The 26047-nt window shown below is 59.8% G+C and carries 22 protein-coding genes, 1 pseudogene and 1 riboswitch; of the genes and pseudogenes, 11 read left to right on the top strand and 12 right to left on the bottom strand.

What is annotated here, in order from left to right; genetic code table 11:
• The first annotated feature begins 44 nt into the window (after window positions 1-44).
• The 5 genes from FRT59_RS27395 (at window position 45) to FRT59_RS21560 (ending at window position 5215) form a co-directional block, all read left to right on the top strand.
• Window positions 45-179, top strand: a complete 135-nt coding sequence (locus FRT59_RS27395) for a hypothetical protein (protein WP_267910996.1) — start codon at window positions 45-47, stop codon at window positions 177-179.
• A gap of 338 nt (window positions 180-517) precedes the next feature.
• Window positions 518-1615 (top strand): 3-deoxy-7-phosphoheptulonate synthase, encoded by a 1098-nt coding sequence (locus tag FRT59_RS21545; protein ID WP_034119064.1) that lies wholly within the window; start codon window positions 518-520, stop codon window positions 1613-1615.
• Between the two features lie 63 nt (window positions 1616-1678).
• A riboswitch (cobalamin riboswitch) is annotated at window positions 1679-1883 on the top strand.
• Window positions 1884-1974: 91 nt separating this feature from the next.
• Window positions 1975-3897 (top strand): TonB-dependent receptor plug domain-containing protein, encoded by a 1923-nt coding sequence (locus FRT59_RS21550; RefSeq protein WP_153872344.1) that lies wholly within the window; start codon window positions 1975-1977, stop codon window positions 3895-3897.
• Window positions 3897-4256: a (2Fe-2S) ferredoxin domain-containing protein gene (locus FRT59_RS21555; protein WP_153872345.1), complete on the top strand. Its 360-nt coding sequence runs from the start codon at window positions 3897-3899 to the stop codon at window positions 4254-4256. The genes FRT59_RS21550 and FRT59_RS21555 overlap by 1 nt, the downstream gene beginning before the upstream one ends.
• A complete protein-coding gene (locus FRT59_RS21560) occupies window positions 4253-5215 on the top strand; it encodes an ABC transporter substrate-binding protein (protein ID WP_153872346.1) in 963 nt (320 codons plus the stop codon). Before FRT59_RS21555 ends, FRT59_RS21560 begins: the two co-directional genes overlap by 4 nt.
• Here FRT59_RS21560 and FRT59_RS21565 read toward each other — a convergent pair.
• The 6 genes from FRT59_RS21565 to FRT59_RS21590 all read right to left on the bottom strand — a co-directional run bounded on the left by FRT59_RS21565 (window position 5212) and on the right by FRT59_RS21590 (window position 14570).
• A complete protein-coding gene (locus tag FRT59_RS21565; RefSeq protein ID WP_034119186.1) occupies window positions 5212-5634 on the bottom strand; it encodes a hypothetical protein in 423 nt (140 codons plus the stop codon). The two genes, FRT59_RS21560 and FRT59_RS21565, sit on opposite strands and share 4 nt — an antisense overlap.
• A 134-nt stretch (window positions 5635-5768) precedes the next feature.
• Window positions 5769-9383, bottom strand: coding sequence for a transporter substrate-binding domain-containing protein (locus FRT59_RS21570; protein WP_198809725.1), 3615 nt, complete (start codon window positions 9381-9383; stop codon window positions 5769-5771).
• A 1-nt stretch (window position 9384) separates the two neighbouring features.
• Window positions 9385-10011 (bottom strand): response regulator transcription factor, encoded by a 627-nt coding sequence (locus tag FRT59_RS21575; RefSeq protein ID WP_034119061.1) that lies wholly within the window; start codon window positions 10009-10011, stop codon window positions 9385-9387.
• Between the two features lie 289 nt (window positions 10012-10300).
• Window positions 10301-11017 carry an MgtC/SapB family protein gene (locus FRT59_RS21580; RefSeq protein ID WP_034119060.1) on the bottom strand — a complete coding sequence of 239 codons (717 nt, stop codon included), beginning with the start codon at window positions 11015-11017 and terminating at the stop codon, window positions 10301-10303.
• A 35-nt stretch (window positions 11018-11052) separates the two neighbouring features.
• A complete protein-coding gene (mgtA, locus tag FRT59_RS21585; RefSeq protein ID WP_153872348.1) occupies window positions 11053-13758 on the bottom strand; it encodes a magnesium-translocating P-type ATPase in 2706 nt (901 codons plus the stop codon).
• A 467-nt stretch (window positions 13759-14225) separates the two neighbouring features.
• Entirely contained in the window at window positions 14226-14570 is a 345-nt protein-coding gene (locus FRT59_RS21590; protein WP_034119058.1) for an FKBP-type peptidyl-prolyl cis-trans isomerase, read from the bottom strand.
• 324 nt (window positions 14571-14894) lie between these two features.
• Between FRT59_RS21590 and FRT59_RS27290 the strand changes: the two are divergent.
• Window positions 14895-15086, top strand: a pseudogene (locus FRT59_RS27290) (DUF6124 family protein); the annotation flags it as partial.
• A 140-nt stretch (window positions 15087-15226) separates the two neighbouring features.
• Here the strand turns inward: FRT59_RS27290 and FRT59_RS21600 are convergent.
• Window positions 15227-15847, bottom strand: a complete 621-nt coding sequence (locus FRT59_RS21600; protein WP_034119056.1) for a transglycosylase SLT domain-containing protein — start codon at window positions 15845-15847, stop codon at window positions 15227-15229.
• A gap of 78 nt (window positions 15848-15925) precedes the next feature.
• Window positions 15926-16894 (bottom strand): hypothetical protein, encoded by a 969-nt coding sequence (locus FRT59_RS21605; RefSeq protein WP_034119055.1) that lies wholly within the window; start codon window positions 16892-16894, stop codon window positions 15926-15928.
• Window positions 16895-17095: 201 nt separating this feature from the next.
• Here FRT59_RS21605 and FRT59_RS21610 point away from each other — a divergent pair, with 201 nt between their 5' ends.
• Both FRT59_RS21610 and FRT59_RS21615 read left to right on the top strand, forming a co-directional pair.
• Window positions 17096-18592 (top strand): PAS domain S-box protein, encoded by a 1497-nt coding sequence (locus FRT59_RS21610; RefSeq protein WP_153872349.1) that lies wholly within the window; start codon window positions 17096-17098, stop codon window positions 18590-18592.
• A 101-nt stretch (window positions 18593-18693) separates the two neighbouring features.
• On the top strand, window positions 18694-18966 hold the full coding sequence (locus FRT59_RS21615; RefSeq protein ID WP_034119053.1) for a DUF1652 domain-containing protein: 273 nt from the start codon (window positions 18694-18696) through the stop codon (window positions 18964-18966).
• On the opposite strand, the gene FRT59_RS21620 is transcribed toward FRT59_RS21615, so the two are convergent.
• The 3 genes from FRT59_RS21620 to FRT59_RS21630 all read right to left on the bottom strand — a co-directional run bounded on the left by FRT59_RS21620 (window position 18929) and on the right by FRT59_RS21630 (window position 20956).
• On the bottom strand, window positions 18929-20122 hold the full coding sequence (locus tag FRT59_RS21620) for an MFS transporter (RefSeq protein WP_153838460.1): 1194 nt from the start codon (window positions 20120-20122) through the stop codon (window positions 18929-18931). The two genes, FRT59_RS21615 and FRT59_RS21620, sit on opposite strands and share 38 nt — an antisense overlap.
• An 88-nt stretch (window positions 20123-20210) precedes the next feature.
• Window positions 20211-20519: an RcnB family protein gene (locus FRT59_RS21625; RefSeq protein ID WP_034119051.1), complete on the bottom strand. Its 309-nt coding sequence runs from the start codon at window positions 20517-20519 to the stop codon at window positions 20211-20213.
• An 89-nt stretch (window positions 20520-20608) separates the two neighbouring features.
• Complete coding sequence (locus tag FRT59_RS21630) at window positions 20609-20956, bottom strand: nuclear transport factor 2 family protein (protein WP_233094220.1); 348 nt, start codon at window positions 20954-20956, stop codon at window positions 20609-20611.
• Window positions 20957-21017: 61 nt separating this feature from the next.
• Here FRT59_RS21630 and FRT59_RS21635 point away from each other — a divergent pair, with 61 nt between their 5' ends.
• From FRT59_RS21635 to FRT59_RS21645, 3 genes are all read left to right on the top strand, one after another.
• Window positions 21018-21575 carry a helix-turn-helix domain-containing protein gene (locus FRT59_RS21635; RefSeq protein WP_153838461.1) on the top strand — a complete coding sequence of 186 codons (558 nt, stop codon included), beginning with the start codon at window positions 21018-21020 and terminating at the stop codon, window positions 21573-21575.
• A gap of 11 nt (window positions 21576-21586) precedes the next feature.
• A complete protein-coding gene (locus FRT59_RS21640; protein ID WP_162524879.1) occupies window positions 21587-22933 on the top strand; it encodes a glutamine synthetase family protein in 1347 nt (448 codons plus the stop codon).
• 180 nt (window positions 22934-23113) lie between these two features.
• Window positions 23114-24973, top strand: coding sequence for a DUF3857 domain-containing transglutaminase family protein (locus FRT59_RS21645; RefSeq protein WP_153872350.1), 1860 nt, complete (start codon window positions 23114-23116; stop codon window positions 24971-24973).
• 124 nt (window positions 24974-25097) lie between these two features.
• Here the strand turns inward: FRT59_RS21645 and FRT59_RS21650 are convergent, their stop codons facing one another.
• Complete coding sequence (locus tag FRT59_RS21650; RefSeq protein WP_153872351.1) at window positions 25098-25991, bottom strand: LysR family transcriptional regulator; 894 nt, start codon at window positions 25989-25991, stop codon at window positions 25098-25100.
• Between the last annotated feature and the right edge of the window lie 56 nt (window positions 25992-26047).

Here is a 26047-nt window from a genome sequence, read left to right on the forward strand (position 1 = left end):
CGGTACGCCTCTAGTAAGCTCCCCCCATCATTTGGAGAGCCACCATGTTGCAACTCACCCACACTCAGGTTTGCCCTGCTGCCAGCGCCTTGCGCTCGGTGTCGGCCACCCGTGTGAACGGTTCGAGCGCACTGGCCGGCTTTTATTTTGGGTATTGGTTTAGCCACTGGCGCGCCTGATACCTGAAATCGGCGCCCACTACTCAAGGGGTCGCCTACCAGAGAAATCTAAACCCCCGGTCGGCTCCCCGACCGGGGGTTTTGTTTTTTCAGCCTCTAATAATTTGTTTGCTCAAGAACACTTAAAGGAATCAAGCCATGAACTACGCCACCTATTACCGCTACGACACTTGCACTGCATGGCGATTTAGCCAGCTCCGTTCGGGACAGCCTGCCGCCTCCGACCGGTCACCCCGTGGTGGCAAGCCAACACACGTAGCCGATACGGCCAATTGTCGAACACCCCAGTAGGCCAAGCGCGCGGGAATCGCCCGCCGCTTGCCCAGGAAGCCTTGAATATGAACTCCTCCGTCGCCGCTTTGCCCCGCTCTGCCATGAAAAGCGCCCTGTCTTGCGCCAATGAAGCCCTGACCCAGCGCCTGCCCAGCTCCCTTGAACTCAAGCACCAACTGCCCCTCAGCCCGTTCCTCAATGAACAGATCCACGCCCACCGCCAAGCGGTGCGCGCCATCCTCAATGGTGAAGATTCACGCCTGCTGGTGATAGTGGGCCCGTGCTCGATACACGATCCGGAATCGGCCATGGAATACGCACGCAACCTGAAGAAGCTGGCGCTTGAAGTCAGCGACCAGATGCTGCTGGTGATCCGCGCCTACGTAGAAAAACCCCGCACCACCATCGGTTGGAAAGGCCTGGCCTACGATCCGCACCTGGACGGCAGCGATGACATGGCCGCCGGCCTGACCCTGTCCCGCGAGCTGATGCGTGAAATGCTGCGCCTGGGCTTGCCGATCGCCACCGAGCTGCTGCAACCCATGGCTGCCGGCTACTTCGATGACCTGCTCAGTTGGGTCGCGATTGGCGCGCGCACCACTGAATCGCAGATCCACCGCGAAATGGCCAGCGGTCTGGGCATGCCTGTGGGCTTCAAGAATGGTACCGACGGCGGCGTCGCGATTGCCTGTGATGCGATGCGGTCCGCCTTCCACCCGCACCGCCATTTCGGCGTCGACAGCCAAGGCCACCCGGCGATCATCCAGACCCCAGGCAACCCCGACACTCATCTGGTACTGCGCGGTGGTCATCGCGGGCCGAACTACGATGCGCAGAGCGTGGCCCAGGTGAAGCAGGATCTGGCCAAGTCCAAAGTGGCGGCGCGAATCATGGTCGATTGCAGCCATGCCAACAGCGGCAAAGACCCGCTGCGCCAGCCGGCGGTATTCAACGACGTGCTGGAGCAGCGCTTGCAGGGTGATACGTCGCTGATCGGCATGATGCTTGAAAGCCACCTGTTCGAAGGCTGCCAGCCGTTGAGCCCTTCGATGAAGTACGGCGTGTCGGTCACCGATGGCTGCCTGGGCTGGAACGGTACCGAGCAGTTGTTGCGCGATGCGGCCGAGCGATTGCGGGACCACCGCAAACCGACTGACGGATAAAGATAAAAAATATGGGAGGGGCAGCAGGAATGGGAAAGTTGACGAACGGTCGTGCGAATGTTCAGATGCCCTCCTGTTTCAGGTGCCCCCTGCCGCCGTGCTTGGGGTGAAACGGGAAACCGGTACGCTCGCTCGAGCAAGTCCGGTGCTGCCCCCGCAACGGTATATGCGTGATCCCTTCGATACACCACTGTGGCCATCGCGCCATGGGAAGGTGGAGGTATCCAGACGCATGAGCCCGGAGACCGGCCTGGAATTTCTGTTTGGCAAACTCCTGCGGTGGGCGGGCATGGGCCGGTATTGGCGTGTGCTCGATGCCTTCTCCTGCGTGCTTCTGCGAAGATACTTTCGAGAAGACTATGATTCGACGTTCATTCACTCCCTTGATCGGCTACCTGTTCAGCCCGTTGCTGCTGGCTGACGACAACGCCCTGATACTCAACCCGCAAATCGTCTCGGCGCCATCGGTGGAGTCCACCACCGTCGCGGCCATGGCCCAATACGGCAGCAAAGTCGAGGTTGTCAGCCGCGAACAGATCGAGCGGGCCGGACCTGCCGCCGACGTATCCCGGGTGATGCAGATGTTCATTCCCGGGCTGTACGTAGCGCCGAAGAACGGCCCGTTCGACTACGGTACCTATTCCCTGCTCGGCGGGCGCAACGATGACACCCTGATTCTGCTCGACGGCGTGCGCCTGAACAATCGCCTGTACGGCGGCCTGTACCTCGACACCCTGCCGGCCAACGCTATCGAACGCATCGAAGTACTCAAGGGTGGCCAGAGCCTGCTGTTCGGCACCCAGGCAGTCTCGGGGGTGATCAATATCGTCACCCGCAGCGCACAAACGCGTACGGCTTCCGGCGAAGTGAACCTTGGGGTCGATACCTTCGGTGGCACCACCGGCGACGCGCGGGTCGAGAAAATCTTCAACAACGGTTGGGGCGACCTGGGCTTATTGGCCTACGTCAGCCGCAATGCGTCCGAGGGCTACCAACCGTTTCGCAACCGCGATATGAAAAACGTCACGGACAAACGACGCTCCTACGAAGTCACCACCTTCGGCACCAAGGCCATTCAATCCATTGGCGACGATTCGCGCCTGGAACTGTTCTACCAATACGCCGATGCCAATCTGGATTTCGCCCGCCCGGTGGCTTCCCACAAGACCACCAACGACCGCGTTCAGCAGATCGCCACGGCGACCTTCGAGCAGAACATCAACGAACGCCTGAGCTATTTCGTCAAGGGCCATATCAACGATTGGGACACCCGTTATACCCGCATCAACAACCTCGACGGCGGTGGTACGAAGGTCATCAACCACAACGACTACTGGGGTTTTACCGACTGGGGCGTGCAAGCCGAGGGCAAGGCCGAGTTGCCGGGAGGGCATGTGTTGATCGTCGGCAGCGACAACCAATGGTTCAAGGGCCAGGACGATGTGCTGGTAATCGACGACAACAAAGCCCAGGCCCACGCGCTGTACACCCAACTGCGCCCACAGATCGACGCCCTGCCCGACTGGCATCCCAGCATTGGCGTGCGCCACGAGGCCATGAGCGGCGGTGACAGTGCCACCGTCGGCATGCTCACCTCGCTCTACGACCTCAACGATAACTGGGCAGTACGCGGCCAATACGGCACGGCTTACAAGCTGCCCAACGCCGAGCAGCTATTCGTCAATGAAGATGACGAAAAGGGCAACCGCAACCTCAAGCCGGAAAAAAGCCGCAACGCCGAACTGGGTATCGACTACAAGGGCCTGCTTGCCGGGCGCGATTTCAACGCCAGCGTGACCCTGTTCAAGCGCAAGATCACCGACCTGATCACCCTGGACGGTGTGCAGTGGGTCAATGGCCAGGGCCAGATCCAGATGCGCGGTTTCGAGGCCGACGCCAAGCTGGCGCTCAATAACCAATGGAGCGTGCAGGCGGACATGACCCGCAACCTTACCGAGTCGCGTGCCGGAGTCACCATCAACGATATCCCGAGCTTCTTTGCCCGTTCACGCATTGGTTTCGAATCGGAAAACCGCTTGTGGGGTGCAGGTGCGGCCATCCGTTATATTCGCGATGTCATCAGCTCCAAGCAGGTCGAGTACGGTCATTATTCGGTGGTAGACGCAGACGCCTATCGCTACCTGGACACTGCGCACCAGCACCGCGTGAGCCTGCTGGTGGAAAACCTGTTCGACCGCGACTACGTCACCAGCCGCTCCAACAACGTCGACAACCTGGGCCGACCGTTCACCTCAGAGGTGCGTTATACGTATCGCTTCTGATGACCGACATCATACAAATCGACGGGGTGGATACCCATCCCGACTGGTCGCGTATCCCCGACCACGCCCACCATGTATTGCTGTGCACTGGCCCGCGCTGCACCCAGCGCGGTGCCTTGCAGCTGTGGAAAACCCTGCGCCGCCGTTTGCTGGAACACCGGCGCATCGAAGTGCCCGGCGGCGTGCTATTGACCCGCACCCATTGCCAATTCCCCTGCAACCTGGGGCCGGTGCTCACGGTGTATCCACAGCGTTGCTGGTACGGCGTACACAGCAAGGCCGATGTGATACGCCTGGTGGATGTGCACCTGGTGGGCGGTGAGGTGGTCGATGAGATGCTGATCCAGGAGCGCTCATGAGAGTGCCGTGGTTAAGCGTGGGTGCCCTGCTCTGCAGCGCGCCGGTACTGGCGGACAGCTACCGCAATTGCGCCCAGGCCTGGACGCTGCCGCACACACCGCCTTCACGCATCGTCGCCCTCAATCAACACGCGGCCGACCTGCTGCTGGCCCTGGATGCCGGGCCATCACTGGTCGGGGTGGCTTACTTGGATGACGACGGTATGCCCCATCGACAGGGCAGCTATTTCGAAGTGCCAGTGATTGCCGCCAAATACCCCTCCAGCGAAGTGTTGTATGCGCAGCGCCCCGACTTGGTGGTAGGTGGCTTCGCCAGCGCGTTCGGCAACGGTGTGACCTCCCGCACCGGTCTGGCCGATAACGGCGTGGCATCCTACCTGCTTGAATCTGCATGCGCCGGGCACACGCTGGATTACTTCGGACATATCCGCCAGGACCTGCGCTCCCTCGGCGCCCTGCTGCACAAGACCCAGCGCGCCCAGGCATTGAGCGATGCACTGGATGCCGACTTGCGGCAGGCCCAGGCAATGGCGAGCGATGCCAGCCCCGTGTCGGTGTTTTACTTGGACAGTGAGGTCAACGGCCTCGACAGCGAAGGCCAACGGGGCTTTGTCACCGCCCTGCTGGCCGCATCCGGTGCCCGAAACGTGATGGCTGATATACCCCTTTCACGTGTCACCGTGAGCAGCGAAACCTTGCTGATAAAGGATCCGGACGTCATTGTGCTGGCCGACGCCCTGTGGTCCCCCGCCAGCCGCAAGCGCCAGTTACTGACCACCGACCCGGTATTGTCGAAGTTGCGAGCGGTGCGTGAGAACCGGATGATCGCTATCCCGTTTACCCATTTGGTGCCCAACATCGGCAGCGGCCAGGTGGCGCTTGAATTGGCCCGAAAACTCAAGGCCAGCGCGCCGTACAACGCGCCTGCGGCATCCCGCGTGGTTGAGAACGCCCCCTAGACCCGGGCCACCGGCACGCGGGATAGCTCACGCAGCCACGGTAATACCCGCAGGCCCTGAGCAGCCTCGGATGGATCGACGATGTCGATGAAGTGTTCGAGGTTGACGATGTCCGGCACGCCCGGCAGACGCACCCGCACCGCCGGGGTTACGCCGGCAGGGGCACCCAGGTCCAGATGTTCGTATACCAGCACATGATGCACATGAAGCTGAGGCCCATAGGGATGGGCCATCAGCCCCGCGTTGATGATCAGCACATCGAAGGGTTCAGCAGGAATGGCGGTAAGAATCTGGACCTCTTCGAGAGTCTGCACCGGCACAATCCGGTAATACCCCAATTGGTTAAGCATTTTCTCGATGTGCAAGCGTTGCAGATGCTGTTCATCAGCAATCAGGATGGTCAGTGCTTTGTTTGGCATGGCAAACCCTTGGGCAGGCAGCGCTCGGCAGTGAGCGTCGACCATTTTCCAGACATATGCCGACGACAAAATCAGGCATATTCCCAGTTCATGTAGGAGTTCTCCCAAATACTCCGAATGGTGATGAACCACGGTCAAGGCTGATTGCAATAAGCGCTCAAGCCATGATGCAAAACATCGATCGCCTCACCCACGGCCTCAACCGCTTGCCCTAATGCCTGGCGGTCGCGCTGTTCACACGCCGCCTCCAATGCCTCGCACCCACCGATCAACCGATGCGCCTTGACCATCCGCGCGCCCCCCTTGGCACGATGGGCCAGGTCGTGCAGCTTGGCAAAGTCAACCTGGCTTGCCAGCAGTGGCAACAAGGCACGATCTGCCTCCAGACTTTCGAGCAACGGTGCCAGCAACTCGACCAGCGCGGGGTGATCATCCCCCGTCAACGCAACCAGCCCGCTCAAGTCAAACGTCGCCAGCTGCGACGGGCCAAGGTCGGCCGAGCGCGAGGCCAACGCCAACCGCAAGTCATCAAGCCCGGTAGGCTTGAACAGGCAGCCATCCATGCCTGCTTGCCGACAACGCTCAGCTTCCTCAGGCTGTGCGTTGGCGGTGAATCCCAACAGCAGGCAGGGTGCCAAGCCGCGTTCATGCTCTTGTGCGCGAATCTCCTGTGCCAACTGATAGCCGTTCTTGAGCGGCATATTGCAATCGGTAATGACACCGTCGAACTGTCCGGCCCGCCATTGTTCAACCCCTTGAACACCATCCTCGGCCGTGGTGATGCGGTGGCCCAGGAAACTCAACTGGCGCGCCAGCAGCAAACGGTTAGCCGGGTAGTCGTCCACCACCAGAATACTCAGCGCGCGGCCCTGAGGTGCAACATCACCCGAGGGTGCCGCTCGGGCCGGCAACGTGTCTGTCGTGGCCAGGGCCAAGGTCACATCCACTCGTGTGCCCTGCCCCAGCACACTGCTCAAGTGCAGTTGGCCGCCCATCATTTCGCACAAGCTGCGGCTGATCACCAATCCCAGGCCAGACCCGCTGCGGGCCGACTGCTGGTTATTGGTGCCTTGGATAAACAAACTGAACAACCGCTTCTGGTCCTCGACGCTGATACCAATACCGGTATCTTGCACCCATAACTGCAGTTTCAACCGATCGCCTTCGACCGCGGTCTGAGCACAGAGGCTTACCTGACCCTTGGCGGTGAACTTGATGGCATTGCTCAGCAGGTTCGACACCACCTGCTTGAATCGCAGCGGGTCGACCAACACCGTCCGGTCACTCAATGGGTCGAGCTCAACGTGCAGCGCCAGCCCCTTGGCCCGCGCCAACCCCTCGAACACGCGCGCCACGGACGCCAGCAGCTCATGCAGGTTGGCCGGTTCCAGGCTCAGCGACAAATGCCCGGACTCGATTCGCGCAATATCAAGAATATCGCCAATCAACTCCAACATGCCGCGCGAAGCCACCGATGCCACCTCCAATGCGTCGCGGTCGGCCCGCCCCTGCTCAGCATTTTTCAAGGCCAGCTCGATCATGCCGATCACCGCATTCATTGGCGTGCGGATCTCGTGGCTCATAGTCGCCAGGAAAGTGGTCTTGGCGCGGTTGGCGGCATCGGCATCGTCCTTGGCCTCCTGCAACTGGCCCAGCAGCCGATGCCGCTCGCTCACGTCTACCCAGCCGGCAATCATGCCCACCACCTTCTCGTCGCCGTCGCGGTAGGGCAGCATCCACTGGTAAATGGTCAGCACATCGCCATTGGGCACCTTGAGTATCCGGTCATGAATCTGCGGCTCGCCCCCGGCCATCAAACGCAGGTAATCCTCCTGAAACGACTGGGCCTGTGGAGGGTTGTCGGTGTCGGTTTCCACCACAGTCCGGCCGATCACGTCTTCAAGCTTGTAACCAAACACATCGAGGTACGCGTTATTGCAGGCCATCAACCGCCCCTGGCGGTCGCGCACGTAAATTGGGTGTGGAGTGCCATCTATCAACACACTCATGAACCGCATCTGATCGCTAAGCGCCCGCTCGGCCTGCACGCGCTTACGAATCAGACTGCGCAGGTAGATAACCCAGCCCAGCGTGACCACCAACAACAGCGCGGCCAACCCGAAGCCTTGAATGATCACGCTGCGATAACGCAGCCAATAGCTGTCTTCAATGATGACTTCGCTGCGCCATTGGCCAATCAATTCGTCCATTTCCTGCGGTGTGATGCTCAGCAGTGCCTTGTCCAGGATCGAATACAGCTCCAACTGGCTGCGATTGACCCCAAAGGTCACCCGTGCCGGCTCAGTACCGACTGTGCTGGTGATTCGTAAACGGTCGCGGTAATGCCGGGCAATCAGATAGCGCGCACTGATCAGTGAATTGACCGCACCATCAGCGTCACCATTGGCCACCAGCGCCATGGCTTGCTGCGGGTTCTCCACGTCGACGAACACAATCCCTGGAAAATTCTGCGAGATCTCATCATGCAGGCCATTGCCGATCACCATGGCCAGGCGTCTGCCGACCATATCCTCCAGCGTGAGCGGGCTGTGCGGGCTGTCACGGGTCACCAGTACAAATGGATTGGTCAGGTAGGGCCGGGTAAAGCGCACCTTTTCGGCACGCTCCACACTGGGGGTGACGACCGCCAGCATATCCGCCGTGCCCGCACTGACGATATTGATCTGGCGCGGCAACGAACTGCCGGGGACCACATCGAACTTCAAACCGGTGCGCAAGCTGATGCGTGACAGCACCTCCGCACTTAACCCTTCGAATTGCCCCTGATCACCGATAAAGGACAACGGCAGGAAGTCGTTGAGCACCGCGACTCTGACCCGTGGGTTTTTCTGCACCCAGCGTTGCTCATTGGCACTCAAGTGCAGCCGGTCGACACCGACAATCCCGAGGTTGCCACCGCTCCAGCGGCGCAGGATTTCCATCTGCTCACTCGCGGGAATCGCCTCCAGCGCGGCATTAAGGATCGACAGTAACCGCGTATTTTCCCGGGCGACGGCAAACGCAAACGGGTTGACTTCCAAGCCGGAAAAATCCGCCATGCGCACGTTGTTGAGGTGGTTACGATTGATCAGGTAATTGATGCTTATCGCATCGCCCAGGTAGACATCGGCGCGCCCAAACGCCACGGCGCCGATCGCCTCGAAGGTCGAGGCAAAAAGCGCCAACTGGGCATGGGGGTAAAATGCCCGGACTGCGTCGGGTTGCATATAGTGATACAGCATTGCCACACGCTTGCCTGCCAGGTCGTCACTTAACACTTGGCTGTCACCGCTGCGGGTCACCAGGGTCGGTTGATCGTTGGCGTAGGAGCGCGACAAAAGCAGTTGCGGGTCGGCAGCCTCATAGCCATTGGCGGAGCCCAGAAAATCCACCGCGCCCTGCTTCAGGGCTTCGACCACTTCATCGCGGGAGCCGTAACGCCGAACCTCGATAGAAATATGCAGGGCCTGGCCGATCAATGCGGAAAAATCGGCAGTGATACCTTCGAGTTCGTCGTTGTTATTGGTCAAATCAAAAGGTGGGTAATCGGGAGCAGAAATCCCCATCAACAATGTGCGCCGCTCGCGTAGCCAGCGCCAATCAGCCTCCCCCAGCCCCACTGCGGTGGTTTCGATATGGGAGTGCCCCAGCAGCCGCAAAGCGTGAGGCTCGTCGAGGGCCACCGCGATCAGGGGTAACAGGCTCATCCAAAGGATCGTGGCGAACCTCGTAAACGCGGTGGTGATCATTTCAGATCAGATGGTTGCGCTGGGCAAACTTGGACAAGTGCACTACCGAAGACATGCGTAACTTCTCCTTGAGGCGAGTCTTGTAGGTGCTGATCGTTTTGTGGCTCAACAGCATATCCTCGGCAATTTCCTTATTACCCAACCCGATGGCCAGCTTCTGCAATACGGTCAATTCACGATCCGACAGGCACTCGATCATCTGCCGTTCTGTTTCCTGCAGGTCGTCCCGGCGTACCGAACTGGTCGGCAAACTGGGAAAGCAACTGTATCCCGACATGATTGCCTTGATGGCCTTTTGCAGCTCATCCAGTTCGCCAGTCTTGGCCACGAAGCCCATGGCGCCGGCGCGCATGCAGCGGGTGGAAAAAAACACCGCCAGGTAGGAGGTCAGTACCAGAATCTTGCAAGGCAAGCCCAATGCCTTGACCCGGCTGATGACCTCCAACCCACCCAACTTGGGCATCGCCAGGTCGAGGATAATCAGGTCAGGACGTTGCTCCCTCGCCAACTGCATTGCATCGGCGCCGTCCCCCGCCTGATAAATTTCAACAAACCCTTCCAGTTGCAAGAGATGTTTGACCGTCGCACGGATAAACGGATGGTCATCCACAATTAATGCTTTGCTCATAAACTTCCCTTTGTGGACAAAATACCCTTACACATCACACCTGACCTGGATACCTGTGAGAAATGACAGTTCCGACGAGCGGTACTGCACAGCCTCAGGACGATAACCAAGCGGTGTCTGGCCCTTTCCATTAACTCAGCATAACCACGGACGCCAGACCTCGAAGACCCAGCAGCCGCAAGTGCACAACCTTAGCAACGCAAAAATGTTTCATCTGAAGGGATAATCCTGACTGCATGTAGGATTTTTCTACAATAAAGACTAGCCGACCCTCACTTGCCCACAACAGTCAGTCAGTGGTACTTGGGCTCCAGAAAGCCTGCACCACCAAGGTTGACGTTGAGATACGCGCCACCAGTGCATCCAGCTCGTCGCCATCGACCGACGTTGCGGCCAGAGTGGCCTCGATTTCCACCTCTTCACTGCCGAACGGTCGCACGTCGACATCGCTGGCCGGGTAGTTGCAGCGTGCCAACTCGGCTTCCAGCAACACCATGACGGCCTGTTGCTGACTGCGTCGCGCAATGACGTAGAGGATGTTGGTGACCTCTGCCGACACCACGTCCATCGGCTGGCGGTTGATGTTATTGACGATCGGTCGCAGCAAGGTATTGGCCGCCAGCACAAATAGCGTACCCAGCAATGCCTCAAGGATCAGGTCGGCGCCGGCACAGGCGCCCACTGCCGCAGAAGCCCAGAGAGTGGCGGCCGTATTGAGCCCACGCACATTGCCCTCTTCGCGCATGATCACGCCGGCGCCAAGAAAACCGATGCCCGACACCACGTAAGCGACCACGCGCACAGCGCCCTCAGCGCCGCCAAGGCGGTTGGCCATGTCGACAAAAATCGCCGCACCGACGGCCACCAGCACATTGGTGCGCAAGCCGGCGGTGCGCTGGCGGTACTGGCGCTCGAAGCCGATCAAGCCACCGAGGATAAACGCCGCACTGAGGCTGACTACAGTGTCGACCAGGGAGTTGAGGTTGATGTTGTTGATTGCCTGCATAAAAAAATCTCCATGAATGCAGTGGCTGTGACCGGTTACTGCCAGCCAAACCTACGGATATAAAAGCCCTTCACCGCCTGAGTCAGCGCCATATATGCCAGCAGAATCACTGGCAAAAACACAAAGTACAGCGACGGTAGCGCCTGCAATTTGAAGTAATGCGCCAGCGGCCCCATTGGCAGGAAAATCCCCACGGCCATGATCACCCCCGTCATCAGCATCAACGGAAGTGCCGCACGGCTTTGCAGGAAGGGGATTTTCGGGGTGCGGATCATGTGCACGATCAGGGTCTGGGTCAGCAGCCCCACCACGAACCAGCCGGATTGGAACAGGGTCTGGTGGTCCGGGGTGTTGGCATCGAACACATACCACATGAGTGCGAACGTGGTGATGTCGAAGATCGAGCTGATCGGCCCGAAAAACAGCATGAAGCGCCCCACCTCCCCCGGCTGCCAGCGTTGCGGCGTGGCGAGCATTTCGTCATCGACGTTATCGAATGGAATCGCGATCTGCGAGATGTCGTACAGCAGGTTTTGCACCAGCAAGTGCATCGGCAGCATCGGCAGGAATGGGATAAAGGCACTGGCCACCAGCACCGAGAACACGTTGCCGAAGTTGGAACTGGCGGTCATCTTGATGTACTTGAGCATGTTGGCGAAGGTACGGCGGCCCTCCAACACGCCCTCCTCGAGGATCATCAGGCTCTTTTCCAGCAAAATGATGTCGGCCGCTTCCTTGGCGATGTCCACCGCACTGTCCACCGAAATACCGATATCCGCCGTGCGCAGCGCCGGCGCGTCGTTGATGCCGTCGCCCATAAAGCCCACCACATGCCCATTGGCCTTGAGCAAGCGCACGATGCGCTCCTTGTGGCTGGGCGTGAGCTTGGCAAACACATTGGTGGTTTCCACAGCCAGGGCCAGCTCGGCGTCGGTCATGGCCTCGATATCATTGCCCATCAACAGGCCTTGCTGCTCCAGGCCCACTTCACGGCAGATCTTTGCCGTGACCAGTTCGTTGTCGCCGGTCAGCACCTTTACCGCCACACCGTGAGCCTTGAGGGCCTTGAGGGCGGGTGCGGTGCTTTCCTTGGGTGGGTCGAGAAACGCCACATAGCCGATCAGGGTCAGGTCGTTTTCATCCGCCAGGCTGTAGGTGTCACGCCCTGCCGGCATCGGCTGCGCTGCCACTGCCACCACACGCAGCCCTTCTTCGTTAAAGGCCGCCGTCACCTGACGAATGCGCGCCAGCAGTTCTTCGCTCAGCGCTTCATTGACGTCGCCATGGCGTACGCGAGTGCACACCGACAAAATCTCCTCCACCGCGCCCTTGCAGATCAACAGGTGCGGCTGGTCCTGCTCGGCCACCACCACCGACATGCGGCGGCGGTTAAAGTCGAAGGGGATCTCATCAACCTTATGAAACGCGGTGCCGACTTTCAGCTCGCGATGGACTTCCACGTGCTCCAGCACGGCTACATCCAGCAGGTTTTTCAGGCCGGTCTGGTAGTAGCTGTTGAGGTAAGCCATTTCCAGTACGTCTTCAGACTCCTGGCCCCACACGTCCACGTGGCGCGCCAGGAAAATCTTGTCCTGGGTGAGCGTGCCGGTCTTGTCGGTGCACAGCACGTCCATGGCGCCGAAGTTCTGGATCGCGTCCAGGCGCTTGACGATGACCTTCTTGCGCGACAGGAACACCGCGCCCTTGGCCAAGGTCGAGGTGACGATCATCGGCAGCATTTCCGGGGTCAGGCCCACGGCGATCGACAGCGCAAACAACAGCGCCTCAGTCCAGTCGCCCTTGGTGAAACCGTTGATGAACAGTACCAGCGGCGCCATGACGAACATAAAGCGAATCAGCAACCAGCTGACCTTGTTGACCCCATGCTGGAAAGAGGTGGTGGCGCGGTCCGTCGCCGTGACACGTTGCGCCAACGCACCGAAATAGGTGCTGTTGCCAGTGGCGAGGATCACCGCCGTGGCGGCGCCGGACACCACGTTGGTACCCATGAACAGGATGTTCTCCAACTCCAGCGGGTTCCGGGTGTGGGCGTCCTGCTGATGGGCGAACTTCTCCACCGGCATGGATTCACCGGTCATCGCCGCTTGGCTGACGAACAAATCCTTGGCGCTGAGCACGCGGCAGTCGGCGGGGATCATGTCACCGGCCGACAACACGATCAGGTCGCCCGGCACCAGTTGCTTGATCGGTAACTCAATACGCTTGGCTGCATCCCGGCGCAGTACCGTCGCGGTGTTGCTCACCATCGCCTTCAAGGCGTCGGCCGCCTTGTTCGACTTGGCCTCTTGCCAGAACCGCAACAGCGTCGAGAGCACCACCATGGAGAAAATCACCGTGGCGGCCTTCATGTCTTCGGTCAGCCAGGAGATTACCGCCAGCAACGTCAGCAGCAGGTTGAACGGGTTTTTGTAGCAGTGCCACAGGTGCACCCACCACGGCAGCGGTTGCTCGTGCTCGACCTCATTGAGGCCGTATTGCACGCGCAGAGCATCGGCCTCCTGGTTAGTGAGCCCCGCCGAATGGCTGCCCAGCACGCTCAACAACTGCACGGCACTGCCATTGGCCGCAGCCACCAGGGTGTGCGCCAGGCTTGGCGGGACTTCGCGGCTGACGCTGGCGTCGGTGACGGTCTCAAGCATCGCCAACCGGCGGAAGTGCCGAGCGATATGCCGGGTCCGCAGGAAACCGGCGAAGAACTCTTTGAGCAGAGTGAGGTTCATGGTGTTACTCCTGCGCGAGGAAACCTTCGTGCAGGTACGGCCGTCTGCACCGTGCCGGATACAAGGCACAGTCAGATTGGCCCGCCCACCGTAAAAGGCAGGCGCGTCCGTAGCATCCTGGATTGCACCAGATGCTGGTCAGCGTCGATGAGAGGGGTTCAGGCAGGCGCCAGGACTGGCCACTGCCGGGATGCCGCTTCTCGCTTTGTGAGGCGAGACAACGGCATCGAAAGAATGCGCGTTACCTTGCCAAGTAGGTGCCGGTTACCGAAACCGGCCGACGACTGTCACTCGAACAAGTACCCACTGAGGGTCTCCGCTATTGATGAAAACGCGCGAAGCTTACGCCCCGATGTCAGCAGAGTAAACCGTAGGAAAGTTTCCATATGGGGAATAAGAAAATTCTTCAGGATGGGTTCAGGAAGTGTTTTTTGAAACCAATGAAGCTTAAATGTGGGATGGAATCCTCAATCATCCCGCGTCAACACTTCCAGCAACTCGATCTCAAAGCGCAGGTTACTGTTGGGTTTGATATGCGCGCCCATCGAGCGCTCGCCGTAGGCCAGATGCGCCGGCACATACAGCGTGCGTACACCGCCGACCTGCATGCCCATCAAACCCTGGTCCCAGCCCTTGATCACGCGCCCGGTGCCAATCACGCACTGGAACGGTTTGCCCCGTTCCCAGGACGAATCGAACACTGTGCCGTCTTCCAGGGTGCCGGTGTATTGGGTAGTGATCAGCGCGCCCTTGACCACGGCCTTGCCGTCGCCCAGGCGGATGTCGGTGATCTGCAGTTCGTCGTTGCTCATGGGTTTCTCGTTGAAGGCGTGAAAGGCTGGGGTTTTCCCAGAATCGGGTGGGTTTGGCAAGTGTAGGAACAGTCGGAACAATGATATTTCCCTTTAACTTGAAGGATGTTCCGAGAGAATCCCAACCGCTTGCGCCGTTCAAATCGCGTGGCCAGTCTTCGTCGGTCACTGCCAATTCAGTGACTCGGGGTTTGGTAGACCGCGAATGATTAGGCGCTAAACGCCCCCTTCTGCAAGGCGCTTTTTTTCGGCTCAATTAGGAATCAAGCCATGGAAAAGCTCATACCCGCTGCACCCGCCCCAGAACTGTAATTCTTCGCCACCACACCCGACCTCAGCTTCGAAGACGCCCTGGCTCATGCCAGCAGCGTACTGCGTTGCGCCGCCGTTGCCGCGCAGACAGCGGGTGAGCAGTTGGATGGCACTTCGCGCACCTTGGTCATTTCGGTCATGCACCTGGTGGAAATGGCCAGCGGGATGGTGGACCGTTCCCTGGAGTGCATACTGCCGCGCTAATGCAAAACTAAATGTGGGAGGGGGCTTGCTCCCGATGGCGGTGCATCAGTCACCACATCATTGACTGACACTCTGCTATCGGGAGCAAGCCCCCTCCCACATTTTGATCTGTATGCATTCCGAGGTCGCTCTATCAGCCTTTACAACCAATGCCAGAACCGGCTCCAGAACCCCCGCCCCAACTCATTCTTGCACCCGGCATATTGGCGCGCGTACAGCTGCGAACGCGCCTGCACCTTGCTTGCCACCGGCAGCAGCCAGGCTTTGCTGGCGTAGGTGCGCTGGCGATAGCCGCCCCAACCTTCGTGGTAATTCAGGTATTGGCCGTAGGCGTCGTATTTGTAGACGCCATTGATGGTGTAGGTCTTGTCCATGTACCAGCCGATAAAGTCGATGGCGTCGTCGAAGTCTTCGCGATCAGCGCCGCTGCGGCCGGTACTTTTGCGGTAGTCGCTCCACACTTCATCCTTGGCCTGGGCATACCCCGAAGCGGTAGAAACGCGGCCCCAGGGGATGATCCATAGCAGGTATTTACGCGGGGTCTTGGCGTCGTGGCGAAAGCCCGACTCCTGATACATGATCGCGAGCGGCACCTGGATCGGCACACCCCAGCGCTTTTGCGTGACCTTGGCGGCGTCGTACCAGTCATCTTTTTCGCGAAAAATACCGCAGATATCGTTGGGCGTGCGTGGCGGCGAGGTGCCGCACGCCGCCAACAGAGAAGTGAGTAATAACAGTCCGACGGCTTTGCCTGCGATCAAGGGGCACCTTTGCGTGAAACGCGTAAAAATCCGGCATTTTACGCGTTCAACACGGCGGCGTCCTTGCCGCAGACCGTTTTAAGCCAATGGCACGCGACGGGTAGTCAGCGCAATACGACCGATGAAGAAGCTCAAGGCCGCACCCAACAGCAGCATGGCCAAGGTGCTCCAGGCGGCGCGGGACAGTTGCTTGGCCGCTACTTCACCAGCTTCACGGGCTTTTTGTTCAGCCTGTTGCTTGAGTTCATCGACCTTCTGCATGGCTTGCTGGTAAGCCTGGGCATAATTGTCGACGATCTGGGTGGCCTCTTCTTTGCTCTTGCCGGTACGGGCAGCAACGATGTTGACCAGTGCTTCTTTATCCGCGGCATTCAGCGCCGGCTCGCCGGAGGCTTTGACGCGTTCGAACCACTGCTTCAACTCATCTCCGGCCTGGGCCGGGTTGGTCGCGGCATCGGTAGCCGATTGCTTGCCATCAGCGGCAGCCTGGTCGGCTTTCTGCTCGACATTGGCCGGGTCCAGTTCAGCCTTGCCACTCTGCTTGAGCAGGGTGTCCAGCTGGCCTTGCAGGCTGTTCCAGTCAAGCTGGATACCCTGTTCGTTCAGCTGTTGCTTGAGGCTGTTGCCGATCCCCGGTGCTGCGGCGGCGATGCCACTGCCGGCAGCCGACAAACCTTTGCCCACGACATTGCCTGCGGTACCCACCACACTGGCAGCCAAACCGGCCAGCAGCCAGGTGGTGAGCAAGGTGGTCAGCGTCCAGGTCAAGACGCCGTGAAGGCCGCCACGGTCCGGTGCAGTGCGCCCGGCCACGAAAGCACCCAGGGCGATGGCCACCAATGTCGAAACAAACAGCCAGATACCCGCGCCTGTGCCGAAACCGCTCAGCGGGTTACCCGCTTCCATAGGGTCCACGGCACTGGCGCCAATGGCCGTACCCAACACACTCAATACCAGGTAGGTCACCAGTGCGATTGCACTACCGGCCAGTACCGAACTCCACGACACACGGAATAGCGATCGATTGGTTTCATAGACAGTGGTCATACAAAGGTCCTTTTCAGTTTTAGGAGCAAGGCAATGCGCCTTGATGGGTGTGAGTGTGGCGAAACGACATACGTTCAGTCGTGGGCCATATGCACCAGGCCAACTGGTGCATTCGCACTGCTCCCCGGGTAATTACTCTGCACTATCCTGAAGCCGGGATGTCGTAGTCCCATGCGCCCTAGACCTGCCGCCGGAGAAGTTATGACCCAGGATGTTCTCGCCAAAGAAACCAACCGCCGCCAATTGCAGCAGATCATCTCCGGGCTGTCCGACGGGGTGATACTTGCCGAGGTCGACCAAACCATCCTCTGGGCCAACGAAGCGGCGTTGACCATGCACGGGGTCAGCGAAGTCGAAGAGCTCGGCGCCAACACCGAGGCGTACGCCAAGCGTTTCACCCTGCGCTATCGCAACAATCATCCGTTACAGCTGGACAGCTACCCCCTTAGCCGCGTCGCGGCGGGTGAAGAGTTCAGCGATGTGGTGGTGGAAGTCAGCCCCACTGCCAACGAACAGCGCAGCTGGGTGCACCGCCTGCGCAGCCTGGTGCTGACCGACGCTCAAGGCGAGCCGGAGCTGCTGGTGCTGATCCTCAGCGACGCCACCGAATGGGCCAGCGCCGAGCAACGCTTCGAGAAAACGTTCAACGCCAACCCCGCGCCCGCGGTGATCTGCCGTCTCAGCGACTTGCGCTATATCAAGGTCAACCAGGGCTTCCTGGAAATGACCGGCTACAACCGCGACCAGGTCATCGGCAAATCCGTGTACGAGTTGGATGTGCTCGAACAGGCCGAACGCAAGGACCTGGCCATCCAGCGCCTGGGCGAAGGCTCGACCATCCCGCAAATGCAGGCCGAACTGAAACTGCCCGAAGGTGGCAGCAAACTGGTGATTGTCGCCGGCCAGCCATTGGACATGAACGAGGAAGACTGCATGCTGTTTTCCTTCACCGACCTGGAGCCACGGCGCAAAGCGGAAATTGCCCTGCGCCAGAGCGAAGAGCGCTTCGCCAAATCCTTCCGCCTGACGCCAGTGCCGACCCTGGTGTGCAGCGCCGATAACCGCCAGGTGGTGGATATCAACGAAGCCTTTATGACGATCACCGGTTACAACAGCGAGGAGCTGATCGGCAAATCCATCGAAGAGATCAACTTCATCGACAGCCCGCAGGCCGGCGCACAGTTGTTCGCCAGCCTGGAAAAAGCCGGCAACCTCGACGGCCAGGACCTCAAGGTGCGCAAGAAAGGCAACGAGGTGGTCGACTGCGTGGTCTGGGCCGATACCGTGGTCATCCAGGACGTGCCCTGCTACCTGCTGGTACTGATGAACATCACCGAACGCAAACGCTCGGAGCTTGAGTTGGTCGCGGCCATTGAGGAAGTGATGCAGGACGCGTCGTGGTTCAGCCAGACCCTGATCGAAAAACTGGCCAACGCCAAGAGTGTCAACAGCCCCAACCTGCCGAACGTGGCCTTCACCGACCTGACCGCCCGTGAGCGCGATGTGCTGGGCCTGATCTGCGAGGGCTTGGCCGACAAGGAGATCGCCTCGCGCCTTAAACTGGCACCTAATACCGTGCGTAACCATGTGGCCACGGTGTATTCCAAGCTGGGGGTGCATAGCCGCAGTGCGGCCATCGTCTGGGCTCGTGAACGTGGGTTGTTTGCCGGTGAGTTGCGCCTGAAAAGCAAGCCCTGAACATACAAATGCACTAGTTGAGCTAGTGCGAATTCGCCTTATAGCGCGAGGGTGCACGCCATAACCTTCAAGGATCGTACTTATGCCTCGAAGGAACCCGCATGTTTACCCTCTCTCAACTGCGCAACTGCATCGAAGAAGGCCTGTCACCGCTGACGTGCGAGTTCACCCTGTGCCGGGACGCGTCCTTGACCCTCAAGGTCTACGACGCCGAAACCGGCCGGGTCGACCTGGTGGTCACCGGGATAAGCACCAACCGCCTGCAGACTCCGCAGGAAGTGGAAAAAATGGTCGATGAGTTGCGCTACGAACTGCAAAGCAACAACGTCGGCAAACTCACGCTGGATGATTTGCCTTCATCGCCGCACCTATGAAATAGAACACCCCGCCCCCGACAATAAACGCCCCCAGCATGTAGAACATGTAGTGGGCCGGCAGGCTGGCCAGCACCAGCCCACACAACACAGGCCCCATCGCGGCGCCGAGATTGGACAGGTTCTGCGCCCCGTAATACATGCCGCGCAAATGGTCCGGGGCGATTCGGTCGATAAACATGTACTCGGCCGGGAACACGATGATCTCCCCCACGGTAAATACCGCCATTGCCAGCACCCACCACAACACGCTGGTGGACAGCGCAAACCCGATCAAACCCAACATGAACATGCTCAAGCCAGCGATCAGCCACTGGCTCAGGTAACGGTGGGAAATTTGTCGGCCGATCAGGTACTGCAAGGCAATCACTAACACGGCGTTGGTGGTCAGCACTGCGCTGATCACGGTGTAGGTGTATTCGGCGGTAGTGGTGGTCACCAGGTATTGCGACAGGTAAGCCGTAAACTGGCCGAACACTACCGCACTGAGCAGGCCGCCCAACGTGAAGCACACCAGGCGGCGATCACGCAGCAATACGCGGGCGACGGCGAGGAACGGCACTGGCTTTTGCGCCACATCGACGGTGGCCAAGTTGCGGTCACCCCAGCGCCAGTACAACAGGAAAAACCCCAGCCCCAGCAGCGCCGACAGGATAAACGGCAGGCTGATATCCAGCTTGGCCACCATCGCTCCGAAGAACGGCCCGACGGCGTAGCCGATATTGGTCAGGGTGTACTTGATGGAAAACACTTCACTGCGTGCGTCTTCGGGCAGCAGGCTGGCGAAGCCGGCTTTCACCGCAATGTCGATGACCGCGTAGGCCAGGTTGATCAGAATCAGGCAGCTATAGAACGCCCAGATATTCTGCGCCAGCAGCGTGCCGATAAACCCCAGCACAAACACCAGGCTCAAGCCGAGCAGCAGTCGATAACTGTTAATGCGATCGACCAGGAAACCGCCGTAGACACTGAGCAGCGAGCCGACGATCAGCGAACTGCCGATCACCAGGCCGACCTGGGTAATGTCCAGGGCGAAGTGGCTGGTGAGGTAGATGACAAGGTAGGGAAAGGTGATCGCCTTGGCCAACGTCAGCAACAACGTGGCACACAGCAACAGGTTCACGGTACGGGGGTAGTTTCTTATTGTGGCAAGCATCCTGCTCTCATTCTTCAAAGGTAACGCGACCCATGGGGCCGGTTACCTTAACGCAAGAATCTGGAAAACAGCAGATGGTGATGCGGGATTATTTCTTCACCGGGGTGATCTCGAGGATGGTGCCGTTGGTGGTCTTGAGCAGCACGAACTTGTCGCCCACCCGTGCCCATTGGCTGTCTTCTTCGGGCTGCTTGAGGCCGCGCTTTTTCCAGTCACTGACCGCCGATTCCTTGCGCATCAGCATATCCGGGGCGCGGTCGCCCTCCTTCAAGTCGCGAGCGTTGATATTTGAAGGTTGCACGGTTTCCTGAGGGGTATCACCGGCCTGCACGACAGCGCTGGCGGTGGAGAAGCTGGCAGCGACCAGCAGGCAAGCGGCTAAGGTTTTCGACTTCATGGGTGCTCCTTCAATGATGGTACGTACCCAACTTCCGACCGCAGCGGCGCGGAATCATTCAGCCTGCTGACTTCGCCACAAGGTGTAAGTCAGTGAGCCGGTGTGCCTTGATGAAACACCATCCGCCACTGCCCGTGCTCTTCGCGCCACACCGAACTGCGCAATGAGTCCCCCACCCCTTGGCGATGGCCGCGATAAGTCACCAGTGCCACGCCGCGGCTAAGCATTTTCACGGTAAACCCGGACATGCGCCGCGGTGAAAACACCTCATCCTGCAACCCGGCAATCACCTCGGCCTTGCTGCCCCAGACAGTGCCACTGGCACCAAACTCAACGAAATCATCCGCCAGCAGGTGCCCCAGCCGTTCCGCATCCGAGCGCGTCGCATACCCCTGAAGCTCCTGTTCCAGTGCGAATAAATGCGCTTGAAGTTCCATCCCCATTGCCCCTATGAAATTAATCCTGTAATTTTTCATGAAATTATTCGACATAAATTTCATGACGCCACAAGAAGAACTCGCCACCCTCGCAGCGCTGATCCACGACTTGCGCAAGCACAAGAAGCTCACCCTGGCCCAACTCGCGCAAAAAATCGAGCGGTCGGTGGGGTTCCTGTCCCAGGTCGAGCGCGGCCTGTCGCGACCGACCGTGGCCGACCTGACTGCCATCAGCCACGCTCTGGACGTACCCACCACCTATTTCTACAGCCTGCCCAAACCCAAGGCGGTCGACTGGGTCACCCGCCCCAACGAGCGGCGCACGGTGTATTACGCCAATGGCATCACCGACATCCTGGTGTCGCCGAGCATGAATGGCGCGTTTTCGATGCTCGACAGCCTGTTGGCCCCCGGTGCCAACAGCGGCGAACAAAGCATGAGCGACCGCGCCGAACAGGCCGGTTTCGTGCTGGAAGGCGAGCTGACCCTATGGGTTGAAGATGAGGCCGACCCCGTCACCCTCGGCCCCGGCGACAGTTTCCACCTGGCCAGTTTCGCCCATTGCCGCTACGCCAACCTGACCGACCTGCCCGCCCGCGTCCTGTGGGTTTACAACTAGGAGCTACACCCGTGAAAAGCCATTCCTCCACGTTACTGGCCGAAGTACGGACCTTTCGCCAGAACCACCCCGACGTACGCTATGTCGACCTGATTGCCCTGGATATCCCCGGGCATTTCTACGGCAAACGCTACCCGGTGGAGATGCTTGAGAAAGTCGCCGCCGGCAGCCCGTTGAAGCTGCCGCAGAACGCCGTGCTGCTGGGGGCTCAGGGTGGGTTGTTCAAGATTGGTGACTACTGCTTCAACGACGGTGACCCGGATGCCAATCGCCGACTGGTGCCCGGTACGCTCAAGCCGGTGAGCTGGGAGTCACAGCCATTGGGGCAAATGCTCATCACCTCCGACGGCACCGAAGCGCCGATCGAATTCGAACCCCGCGAAGTCCTGGCCAAGGTGCTGGAGCGCTTGCAGCACAAGGGCATTCACCCGGTGGTGGCGTTTGAACTGGAGTTCTATCTGTTCGATAAAAAACTCGAAAACGGCCTGCCGCAGTTCGCCCGCGACCCGCTGAGCGATGATGCCGATGACCAGCCCAACCTGCATATCGAACGGCTGTCGCGCTTCAGTGAAGTGCTGGACGACATGGCGCAAACCGCCAAGGACCAGGGCATCGACATCACGGTGATCACTGCCGAGATCGGTCCCGGCCAGTTCGAGATCAATTTCGGCCACTGCGATGACGGCCTGCGCGCCGCGGACTGGGCCGCCCTGTTCTGCCGCAGCACCCGCGGCGTGGCGCTCAAGCACGGTTACCGCGCCAGCTTCATGGCCAAGCCTTACCTGCAATTTCCCGGCAGCGGCATGCATGTGCATGTCAGCCTCTACGACGCGGCCGGCAATAACCTGCTCGCCGCCCATCAGCAGCAGCCGCTGCGCCACGCCGTGGCCGGTTGCCTGGAATTGCTGCCCCACTGCATGCCGATCTTCTCGCCCAACCACAACGCTTTCCGCCGCCTGGGCGGCGCGGTCAACGCCGCGACGCGCGCCAGCTGGGGCTTTGAAGACCGTGACGCCTGCGTGCGCATCCCCGATTCCGACCCGCGTAACCTGCGGATCGAACACCGCCTGGCCAGCGCCGATGCCAACCCGTACCTTGTGCTGGCGGCAATCCTGGTGGGGCTGGAGCATGGGCTCGAAGCCAAGCGCGAACCCATTACCCCGCTGAACGAGGACCGCAGCAGCGGCACCGATTTCCCGGTGGAAATGCTCGACGCCGTGCGCGCCATGCAGCAACAGCCGGTCGTGCGCGATAAGCTGGGCGCCGAGTTTGTCGACGTGTATTGCGAGAACAAACGCCAGGATCACTTGGCCTTTCAACAAGAGATCCATGCGCGGGAATATCGCTGGTTTCTTTAAGAAACTGTCGAGCCGGATATGCTAAAACCCTGACATAAATCAAGCGAAAGGCTCTAGCACGGGCCTTTCAGCTGGAAAAATTGTCGAACAATCCTGGATTTTGCCGGTGAGATCCATTATCATCCGGCGCCTTCTCGCTACCCGCCGGGTAGTTGTTTCAATGTGTCACCCGAGGCGCCCATGTACCGTTTTTCGTTTCACCGCCCTTTGATGGTCATCAGCCTGGGGCTGGTCAGCCATTGTGTTTCTGCTGCACTTCAACCCTTGGCCGAAGCCCCGCTGGCCAACGACACCGAGTTTCACTGCCACTTCAACCGCGACGCCAGTACCGACTGCACCACCACCTACCGCTACACGATCCTCAAAGCCAACGGCCGCGAAATGCTCTCGCGCATCGACTTCGATTATTCCGAAGGCGACACCTTTGAAGTGATCAGTGCGCAGTCCACACAGCCCGGCGCCAAGCCGGTCGCCCTGGCCGCCACACAAATCGACACGCGCACCGCGCCCAACCCAGACCAAGGTTTCAGCCGCAACAAGCAAACCTCCCTGGCCTTCCCCAACCTGCGCGTGGGCACACAGATCCGCTACACCGTGCGTCAGCACTACCCGGCCAAACCGCTGATGACCCAGTTCCACTATGTACTCAAACTCGGCCCCGGCGCGGTCCGCCGTGATCGCTTCAAGGCACGCTTTACCGCTGAACGGCCGATCCAGTGGCGCAGTGAAATGTTCGACGATTTCAAGGTCACCCCGTCGAGCAACGGCAAGACCCTGGACGTGGTGCTGAAAGCCCCGACCTACGTCAACTACATCAATGAATCTTCCGCCGCCGCACTGCTACGCAGTCCGCGCCTGGAAGTGGGCAGCGCCGTGGAACGCCAAGCGTATTTCGGTGACTTCGCGCAACGCTACAACCAGATCCTCGGTGCCAACCTGCCGGCGCAAGCTGCCGCCGCCGTGACCGCCGCACGCAGCTTGGCACCGGCCGAGCAGGTCGCTGCGATGATGCAGCACATCAATGATCACTACCGCTACCTGGGTGACTGGCGCGCCAGTGAGCGTGGCTACGTGCCGTTCAGCCTGGCGGAAATCGAGCAGCATGGTTACGGCGACTGCAAGGACCTGGCGACCCTGCTGACCGCCATGCTCAAGGCCATTGGTATCAAGGCTGAGACCGCATGGGTGAGCCGTGGCGATGTGGTAGACGCCTTGCTGATCCCCGGCACCCAGGCGCCAAACCACGCCATCGTGCGCGCCGAAGTGGATGGCCAGGTGTGGTGGCTCGACCCGACCAACCCGGTATTCGCCCCCGGCCAGACCATGCCCGACATCCAGGACCGCTGGGTGCTGGTCAACGATGCTCAGGGCCAGGTGCGCGAAGAACACATTCCTCTGGAACGCCCCGAAGTCGCGGTGCGCCTGGACAAACATGTGCAGTTCGGCAAGGAGGGCGATGGCGCGGTCAAGGCCACCATCACCTTCAGTCGCCTGCCGCTGATGCAATTGAGCGTCGCCGACCGCCAGCAAGGCACCACGGCCACCGACCAGAACATCTGCGCCAACTTCGGCAACGACATCAGCGACTGCCAGATCACCCGCGAACCTACCGGCTTTGTGGTGCATGACGGTTACAGCGTCACCGCCAGCATGAACGACCAGCGAGCCCTGGAAAAGCTGGCCAATGACTATGTCTACACCGACCCGTCGTTGAAAGACCGCTGGGAGGGCTACATCAACTATCGCCGTCAAGGACAACAGGCCGACCTCTACCTGGGCAACCCTGAAACCTATGACTACACCTTCACCCTGACAGGCGGGCAGATGGAAAAAGCCATCCCCGGCTGCAAGGTACGCTCGCCATGGTACGACCTCGACCTGGAGGGGAAACTGGAGGACGGTTCGCTGCGGTATCACTATCGCCTGAGCCAGAAACAGCGCTGGCTGACCCATAAAGAAGTGGCCAGTGATGCGTTCGGCAAAATGATTGATGAGGCTCGGGCGTGTGCCGAGCAGGTGCATCAAGTTGTGAAGCTTTAAAATCAAACTCAGGTCAAATGTGGGAGGGGGCTTGCTCCCGATAGCAGTGGTTCAGTCACAGTTGCATCGACTGATACACCGCCATCGGGAGCAAGCCCCCTCCCACATTTTGATCCCCGTTCCGTCAGTTGGATTCGCCAAGCAGCAAACCCTGCTCCCGTGCGCACAACTCCACTACGTAATCCCACAACACCCGCAACCGCACCGACTTATGCAGCTCCCGACGCGAGCTGATCCAGTAACTGCGCTGGATGCCTTCCGCCGGCAGCAACGGCACCAAATCCGCATCGCCAGCCGCCATAAAGCACGGCAACACCGCAATGCCCAACCCCGAACGCGCCGCCTGGTGCTGGGCAATAACGCTGGTGCTGTGGAACACCACCTTGGGGTTACGGCAGAAGCTGCTGAGGAATTTCAGCTCCTGGCTGAACAGCAGATCATCGACGTAATCGATCCAGGAATGGGCAGCGAGGTCTTCACGTTTTTCGATCGGGGCGCTGCGCTCCAGATAGGCACGGCTGGCATAGAGCGCCAGGCGGTAGTCGGTGAGTTTGCGCGTCACCAGTTGATCGACGCTGGGGCGTTCCAGGTGGATGCTGATCTCCGCTTCGCGGTTAAGGATGCTGACAAAGCGCGGCACTGCGACCAGCTCCACTTCCAATCCCGGGTAACGCTCGAACAACCCACTCATGCGACCGGCGAGGAACATCACGCCCAGACCTTCGGCCACACCCAGGCGGATCTTGCCCAGGGGCGCAGCGGAGTGGGTCAGTTCGTCTTCGGCCAGCAGCGCCACGTTCTCCATGGCTTCGGCATGCTTGAGCAGCGCTTCGCCCGAGGGCGTCAGCTCATAGCCCTGGGCGTGCTGCACGAACAGCGCAGTGCCGAGGCTTTTCTCGATGGCCTCGATATGCCGGGCCACGGTGGCATGCGTGGTTTTCAAGCGTTGCGCGGCGGTGAGCAGGCGACCACTGCGCTGCAACTCGAGAAAAAACCGCAGGTCATTCCAGTCGAACATGTCGCCTCCATTGCCAGGGCCCGGCCCACGCTGTTTAAAAACGCACAGCAGCTGGG

This window comes from Pseudomonas haemolytica (genome assembly GCF_009659625.1).
Lineage (GTDB): Bacteria > Pseudomonadota > Gammaproteobacteria > Pseudomonadales > Pseudomonadaceae > Aquipseudomonas > Aquipseudomonas haemolytica.